Origin of the sequence: uncultured Chitinophaga sp. (assembly GCF_937874145.1) — a bacterium.
Lineage (GTDB): Bacteria > Bacteroidota > Bacteroidia > Chitinophagales > Chitinophagaceae > Chitinophaga.
The window spans coordinates 1-6,678 of the sequence record NZ_CALNBI010000481.1 but is presented as its reverse complement, the minus strand read 5'-3'; the positions used below and the strand labels follow the sequence as shown (position 1 = coordinate 6,678).

Below are 6,678 nucleotides of genomic sequence, written 5' to 3'. Positions count from 1 at the left end.
GGAACGGTATCCGACGGGGAAGGGAACTTCCAGCTGGAAGCCGAATCCGGGCAGGTGCTCGTGATCTCCCTCATGGGCTTCGAATCCACCGAAATGCCCGTGGCCGAATCCATGAACGTGGTGCTCCACGTCAAACAATCCGACCTCGAAGCCGTAGTGGTGGTAGGTTATGGCACACAGAAGAAAGTAAACCTCACCGGTTCGGTAGCTTCCGTTAGCTCCAAGCAACTGGCCGACCGCCCCGTTACCAGCGTGGCCAACGCCCTGCAGGGAACTATGGCCGGTGTGGCGGTAACGGCTGCCAACAGCGGCCAGCCCGGTAAAGACGGCGGCACCATCCGCGTACGCGGCATCGGTACCATGAACAACGCCAACGCCATGGTGGTGGTGGATGGTGTGATTTCAGCCATGAACAATGTTAACCCCGACGATATCGAAACCATCTCCGTCCTGAAAGACGCGGCCTCCGCAGCCATCTATGGCTCCCGCGCAGCCAACGGCGTGGTGCTCATCACCACCAAGAAAGGCAAGAAAGGCGTTCCGCAGGTGGTATTCAACTCCTACATCGGCAAGCAAACCGCTACCGCGCTGCCCGACTTCCTGCCCTCCTGGCAGGCGGCTTCCCTGTACAACCAGGCGCTCGTAAACGAAGGCGGCCAGCCCCGTTACACCCAGGAAGAAATCAACAAATTCCGCGACGGGTCCGATCCTTATAAATATCCGAACACCGACTGGCTCGACATCGCCTACCAGGGCAGCGGCCTCCAGCAGAATTATTACCTCGGCGTGAGCGGCGGCACCGATAAAAGCCAGTACGCGTTCTCGCTCGGTATGTTCGATCAGGATGGTTTGATGGAAAAGACCAATTCCAAACGCTACACCACCCGCTTCAATATCCAGCAGCAGATTAACAGCCGCCTCACCCTGAACGGGAACCTGGCGTATACGCTGAGCCGCATGAAAGAACCGCAGTCGAGCTACTCCGGCGTTCCTGCCTTCACGCAGATCGTGCGCCAGTTCAACCGCATTTCACCCATTGTTCCTTATAAACACGCCAACGGCAAATACGGCTACATCGGTGATGGCAGCCCTGCCGCCTGGCTGGAATCCCCGAGCCTCCGGAACGAAGACTACAGCGACCTGTTCGGGAATGTGGGCGCGGACCTGGAGATCGTGAAAGGGCTGCACTTCCGTCCTTCGCTGGCCATCACCCAGCGCTTCGGGCAAACGAAGGCTTTCGTTTCCGAGATCCAGTATTACACCGCCAGCGGCTCCAAAGGCATGTACCAGGGCCCCACCAGCGTAACCGACGGGCAAACGACCAATATGGTCATCACCCACCAGGACCTCCTGGAATACGGCACTTCCTTCGGCAAGCATAACCTGAAAGCCCTCGCCGGGTATTTCCAGGAGTATACCAAGTACACCTGGAACGAAGGGTTCCGCAAGAATCTCCTCAACAACGTGCTCGACCAGGTGAACCTCGGTTCCCCGGACGGGCAAACCGCCAAAGGGTATTCCTATGAAGGCGCGCTGCAATCTTTCTTCGGCCGCATCAACTACGATTACGACGGCAAGTATCTCCTCGAAGCCAATATCCGCCGCGACGGTTCGAGCCGCTTCAGCCCTAAAAACCGCTGGGGTACATTCCCTTCGTTCTCCGCCGGCTGGAACATCGACCGCGAGCAATTCTTCACCCCGGTGAAGGATGTGGTGAACGCCCTGAAGCTGCGTGCTTCGTGGGGTGAGCTGGGTAACCAGACGATGAGCGACGACGGGGACTTCCCATCTTCCCCTTACTACCGTTACCTGCCAATGTACTACACCAACCAGAACTACACTTTCGGCGGCCTGAGCCCGATCGTAGCGCCCGGCCTGGCCATGGTGAACGGTTACAATGCAGACATCCTCTGGGAAACCACCGCGGAGACCAACTTCGGGCTGGACGCATCGTTCTTCGGCGGGAAGGTTACATTCACGGCCGACTGGTTTAACAAGCGCACCCGCGACATCCTCATCGAAGTGCCCGTGGGCGCGGTATACGGCCTGGAGCCGCCTACCCAGAACGCCGGTATCGTGAGCAACAAGGGCTGGGAATTCACGGCCGGGTATAACGACAGCAAAGGCGATTTCTCCTACAGCGTGAATGCCAATGCTTCTTTCATCAGGAACAATATCGAAAAGTTCATTTCTCCGGGGCCCGACGGCTATACCATCCGCCAGGAAGGTTTGCCCATCAACGCACTGTGGGGATATATCGCAGAAGGGCTCTTCCAGTCGAAGGAAGAAATCGCCGCCCATGCGAAACAGGCGGTAAACACCGCGCCTGGTGATATCAAATACAAAGACCTCAACGGCGACGGTGAGATCAATACCAAAGACAAGACCTACATCGGGAATTATTATCCGAAGATGACGTACGGGCTTACCATGAACGGTTCCTGGAAGAACATCGACCTGACGATTTTCGTGCAGGGCGCCGCCGGCGTGAAAACGTACATCGACCAGGGCAAGATCGGCCTGATCAGCACATCTGCAGGCAAGCCTACTTCCGGCATGCTCGACAGCTGGACACCTGAGAACCGCGACGCATCGCTGCCCCGCGCGTTGTATACCTGGAAGATGAACGACCAGGCCAGCATGCCTTCTTCTTTCTGGGTAGACGACGCTTCTTACCTGCGCCTCAAGAACCTGCAGGTCGGTTATACGCTTCCGCAGGCTTGGCTCGACAGGGTAGGGATCAAGCGTGCGCGAATTTTCTACAGCGGTCAGAACCTGCTTACGTTCAGCGGACTGTACAAATGGATCGATCCGGAAGCGCCGAGCACCAGTTCGATTTACTACTACCCGCAGGTCAAAATCAACACATTGGGCCTGAACGTGACATTCTAAGGTTGGTATCACTTTAAAAAACTGAACATGAAAAAGAACTTATTCATATTGACGGCGATCGCGGTGGGCAGCTTCTTCTCGGCTTGTACCAAAGACTTCCTCGACCGGGAACCGCTGGATGCATATAACGACGAAAACATCTGGAAGAACGAGAACGACCTCCTCGCCGCCCTTAACGGCTGCTATAAAGGCTGGGAGGATATTTACAACATCATGTACATGGATTGTGCGACCGACAACGGTTACAACCAATGGCCCTGGGAAGGTTACACCAGCATCGGCAACGGTACGGTAACGGCTTCCGACGTGGATGCGGCCAACCGTTGGAGCTACACCACCATCCAGAAGTGCAACACTTTCCTCGAGAATGCCGATAAGGCGGATGCAGATCAGGGGAAGAAGGATCGTATGAAAGCGGAAGCCCGCTTCCTGCGCGCGTATCAGTATTTCACTTTGACACAGCTATACGGCAACGTTCCGCTGGTAACGAAAACGGTTACCATGGCGGAAGCGAACACAATCAAACAAACCCCTATCGCGGAGGTGCGCCAGTTTATCCTGGATGAACTGGCGGCCATCGCGCCCCAGCTCGATGTATCGTACACCGGTAACGACATCGGCCGCATCACCCGTGGCGCCGCGCTGGCGCTGCGGGCCCGTCTCAATCTCTACATGAAGAAATGGGACGATGCCATTACCGACAGCCGTGCCGTGATGCAACTGGGCTACAAGCTCGACACCAGCTACACCAATGTTTTCCGCATCAAAAACGAGAACAACAGCGAAGTGATCCTCGACGTGCAATACATGGAAAACATCGTTCCCAACGAATGGCTGGGCATCATGCCTTCGCGCGGTTATGGCGGATGGGGTTCTGTAGTGCCTTCGCAGGCGCTGGTGGACGCTTATGAAATGGCCAATGGCAAACCCATTACCGACCCGGCTTCCGGCTACAACCCCGACGATCCGTACACCAACCGCGACCCGCGCCTCCAGGCCAGCATCGTTACGCCCGGCCAGCGCTACAACGGCAGGATATACGATCCCCTGGACCCGGATTCCGAAGATTACTACCTCGGCGACAACAACTCCAAAACCGGTTACCTCTATAAAAAATGGACCTCCGATTTCAGCGATTACGCCAATATCTGGAACACCGGCCTCAACCCCATCGTGATCCGTTACAGCGAAGTACTGCTCACTTACGCGGAAGCCATGATCGAAAAAGGTACGATCGACAATACCGTGTACGACGCCATCGATGAAGTGCGCAAACGCGCGAAGATGCCCGTTACCGACCGCACGGTATACACAGGCCAGGTGAAAATGCGCGAACTGGTGCGCCGGGAAAGAAGGGTGGAACTGGCGCTGGAAGGCCTCCGCTGGAATGATATCAAACGCTGGGAAATCGGCCCCGCCGTGCGCAACGGCAAACTGTACGGGATGCGCACCGGATCGGTGGATCCGGTAACCGGCAAACTCACGCTTACCGGCAATCATGTGGAAGTGGAAAACCGCCTCTTCGATGCTTCGAAGAATTACGTGTGGCCCGTACCGCAGAAAGAGCTGGATGTGAACAAGAACCTTGACCAGAATCCGAATTATTGATAAGCCCCGTTAGCTGCTACTCTTTATTACGTTTGAGCCCGCCGGTAACGGCGGGCTTTTTTTATGCCGCCGGTATATGAAAACGGCCGTATGTCCGCACGATAAGTTGACAACGGAACGCATTTCCTATATTTAGTCCAATGCAGCGTTTCCAGCAATATTTCTTATGGATGGCGGGCGCCCTGGCCATGGCGCCCATGTTGTTGCGCGGCCAGAGCTTCACGGAGCAGTCGCGCGTATTCACCGAAACTCCCCGCCATTATGTGTGCCAGCGTACCAACATGCCGCTTGTGATAGACGGCCACGATGCCGAAAAAGCCTGGCGGCAGGCGGAATGGACGGATGATTTCACCGATATCGAAGGCGCGAAAAAGCCGGCGCCGTTACACCAGACGCGGGTGAAAATGTTGTGGGATGATGAAAACCTTTACGTTTTCGCGGAACTGAAGGAGCCGCACGTTTGGGGCACCCTCCGGCAGGCGGATACCATCATTTACATGGACAACGATTTTGAAATGTTCCTCGACCCGACGGGTACTTCCCGTGAATACTTCGAGATAGAAGTCAATGCCCTCAACACGGTGATGGACCTGTTCATGCCGCGCGCCTACCGCGCAGGCGGAAAGGCAATGCTGAACTGGGATGTGAAAGGGTTGCAGACCGCCGTGCACATCAAGGGAACGCTGAACAACCCGCGCGACATGGATGTTTCCTGGACGGTGGAAATGGCGATCCCTTTCCGGTCGCTGACTGCTTATCATACGCGGTCTGTTCCCCGCAACGGCGATACCTGGCGCGTGAATTTCTCGCGGGTGCAGTGGCAGCATGAGATCGAAGGGAATACTTACCGCAAGCGGCCAAAGACGCCGGAATATAATTGGGTATGGTCGCCCCAGGGGATCGTTGACATGCATGCCCCCGAGCGCTGGGGATACCTGCAATTCTCGGCGGAGCCCGCGGGAGAAGCAGTGGCGTACAAAACGCCGGAATATGTGGAAGCGGAAAAGTTCCTTTGGGAATTGTACTACCGCCAGCATCAATACCGCCGCGCCAACGGCAATTATACCGCCGATATGGCGGCGCTCAAACTCGATAAGCATACTTTTGATTTCAATATGGAAGCCACCGGGCGGCAGTTCTCCGCTGTCATCCGGCAGGGCCGCAGAACCATCATCATCGATCACGAAGGAAAAATCATCCGATATGAATAAACGCCATTTTCTGAAGTCGCTCGGGCTGGGAAGCCTCGCGCTCGCTACGCCCTCGCTGGCCATGGCCGGCATGCCGGAAGAAAGGAAAAAGCCTGCCGGGCCGGTACGCCACCGCATCTGGATCAATCCCAGCGCAAAAGATACCGGCGCCGAACTGAAGAAGCGTTATGCGGACTACCGGGCCGCGGGTATCGGGGTGATTTATTTCGAGGAAGACAGCGAGCGCCACTTCCGCGCCGCCAAAGCCGCCGGAATGGAAGCGCACCGCTGGTTCTGGACGATGAACCGCAATGAAAAGGAGCTCCGCGAACAGCACCCGGAGCTGTTTTCCGTGAACCGGAAAGGAGAATCCTGCGCTACCAAACCGCCTTATGTCGGCTATTACCGCTTCCTCTGCCCGAACCAGCCGGGTACCCTGCAGTACCTGAAATCCAAAGCGGAAGAACAGGTGGCGAAAGATTATATAGACGGGTTGCACCTGGATTATGTCCGCTTCGTGGATGTGATCCTGCCCGTCAATTTGTGGGATAATTATAAAATCGACCAGTCGAAGGAATTGCCGGAGTACGACTTCTGCTACTGCAAAACCTGCCGCGATAAATATGCCGTCATCTACGGGAAAGACCCGCTGGAAATGGAACATCCAGATCAAAGCCCTTCCTGGCGCAAGTTCCGGTACGACAGTATCACGCATATTGTCCGCAATTTATCGGAAGTGGCCCATGCGAAAAAGAAGCCCATTACGGCGGCGGTGTTTCCCACGCCGGAGATCGCCAGGCGGATCGTGCGGCAGGATTGGGTGAACTGGCCCCTCGATGCCGTGTGCCCGATGATCTATCACGGTTTCTACCGCGAAGGGGTGCAGTGGATCGGTGATGCGGTGGCGGAAGGCGTGAACGCCCTGGACGGGAAGTTCCCGCTATACGCCGGCCTCTACCTGCCGGATTTCAACGGCAATCACGACGAT

At 56.2% G+C, this 6,678-nt stretch carries 4 protein-coding genes; all 4 read left to right on the top strand.

Going from position 1 to position 6,678, the window contains the following annotated elements; translation table 11 throughout:
- The coding region (locus Q0510_RS22995; protein WP_298717009.1) for a TonB-dependent receptor at positions 1 to 2,892 on the top strand (2,892 nt) is incomplete at its 5' end.
- Between the two features lie 27 nt (positions 2,893 to 2,919).
- Positions 2,920 to 4,500 (top strand): RagB/SusD family nutrient uptake outer membrane protein, encoded by a 1,581-nt coding sequence (locus Q0510_RS22990; RefSeq protein WP_298717007.1) that lies wholly within the window; start codon positions 2,920 to 2,922, stop codon positions 4,498 to 4,500.
- Positions 4,501 to 4,640: 140 nt separating this feature from the next.
- Positions 4,641 to 5,711: a carbohydrate-binding family 9-like protein gene (locus Q0510_RS22985; protein ID WP_298717005.1), complete on the top strand. Its 1,071-nt coding sequence runs from the start codon at positions 4,641 to 4,643 to the stop codon at positions 5,709 to 5,711.
- Positions 5,704 to 6,678 (top strand): family 10 glycosylhydrolase (locus Q0510_RS22980; protein ID WP_298717002.1); only part of this gene is annotated, 975 nt, incomplete at its 3' end. The genes Q0510_RS22985 and Q0510_RS22980, both read left to right, overlap by 8 nt.